Below are 1,645 nucleotides of genomic sequence, written 5' to 3'. Positions count from 1 at the left end.
GTGCCCGCCAACCGCATGATCCGGTGCCAGTCCACGAGACCGCGGGGGGCGCGCGCGCCGCGGTGCACGGGCCACAGCCGGTGCGCGTCCCCCCAGCCGAAGGTCTGCGCCGTGGCGTCCGCCGTCACGATCTCGACGTCGTGGCCCAGGTCGCGGAGCCCGGCGACGAGGGTGTCGACGTGCGCACCGACCCCGCCGGCGGACCGGCCGAGCACCATGAGGATCCTCATGTGACCACGTCCGCTGCCTCGGGGTCTCGTCGCGGGCGCCGCACCCGGGTGACGACGGACGGGTCGATCGTGACGGCGAGACCGGCCATGACGAGGAGGGCCACGATGCCCACACCGACTCCGACGACGACGCTGGAGCCCAGCGACTGGCCGACACCGTGCACCGACAGCCACGAGGCGACGCCCCGTCCGACCCCGGCGCCGATGACGGCTGCTGTCAGAGCGGCGACGAGCGGCCGGGCCGGCAGCGAGAGCGCGCGCCAGCCCCAGGTCCGCCCGACCAGCACGACGAGCAGCGACGCTCCGAGGGCGAGACCGATGCTCGAGCCGGCTGCCAGCGCCCGCAGGGTCTCCGGGCCCCCAGCACCGGAGGCGTCGAGCACGACGAGCGGCAGCCCCACCGAGGCGAGCCAGCCCACCGCGGCGAGGCCGCCTGCAGCCAGCGGCGACCCGCGCACGTAGGACGCTCTCGAGAGGAGACCGATGACGCCGAGGCCGACCACCGAGGGGGCGAAGAGCGTCACCGCGTCGCCCATCGTCGCCAGGGTCTCGAGCGAGGCGTCGGACCCGGAGCCGGCGTCCAGGGCGCTGAAGAAGGCACCGACGGGGATCGCGACCGCGACGAGAGTCGCTGCACCGAGGAGCGTCACGACCAGGGTCGCGAGCCAGGCCCGGCGCAGCGTTGCGACCGCGACGTCCCGGGCCTCCGGGTGCGCCGGTCGCCCCCGGTCCGCCGGTGCCTCCCCCGGCGCCGCGACGGATCCACCACGACCGGCGTGTGCGCCGGCCAGCGACGGGAAGGCTGCCGTCGCGAGCGGCACGGCCAGGACGGCATACGGCAGCAGGGTGACGGCCTGGGCGTAGGTGTAGACGTTCAGGGTGCCGGCCCCGCCGCGGTCGTTGGCGAGACGGATGACGACGAGCGTCGCGACCTGCTGGCCCGCGACGGCCAGGAGGCCCGCGACCGCGAGCAGGCGGACACGGCTCCCCACACCGTCGGGGAAGCGCAGCCGCGGACGCAGCCGGAGGCCGGCCCGACGCGCCGGGACGAGCAGGGGCAGCGCGAGGGCCACGACGCCCAGCGTCGTGCCGACGCCGAGCACGACGAGGGCGCCGTGCGGGACCTCGTCGATGGGGGCGGCGGGGTCGACGGCGAGCGCGCGGTAGGCGAGGTAGGTCCCGATGACGACGACGCTCGACAGCAGGGGCGCGAGAGCCGCGCCGACGAACCGGTGGTGCGCCTGCAGCACCCCGGCCATGACGATCGCCACGCCGTAGAGCGGGACCTGGACCGCGAAGATCCTCAGCAGTTCCGTGCCGAGCGCGACCTCCCCGGCACATCCCGTCCCGAGCAGCGCGCCGGCGATCGGGCCCGCGGCAAGCGCGACCACGACGCCGAGGGGCACGAGCACGAC

The 1,645-nt window shown here is 75.9% G+C and carries 2 protein-coding genes; both read right to left on the bottom strand.

Going from position 1 to position 1,645, the window contains the following annotated elements; translation table 11 throughout:
- On the bottom strand, nucleotides 1-230 hold a 230-nt coding region (locus AC1DP0_RS21675), incomplete at its 3' end, for a glycosyltransferase (RefSeq protein ID WP_478088612.1).
- Nucleotides 227-1,645, bottom strand: a 1,419-nt coding sequence (gene murJ / locus AC1DP0_RS21670) for a murein biosynthesis integral membrane protein MurJ (RefSeq protein ID WP_478088610.1), incomplete at its 5' end; no start/stop codon positions are given. The genes AC1DP0_RS21675 and murJ, both read right to left, overlap by 4 nt.

The organism is Terrabacter sp. P5_B1, assembly GCF_056400505.1.
The sequence above is the reverse complement of the archived record's forward strand: the minus strand, read 5'-3'. Positions and strand labels throughout refer to the sequence as shown.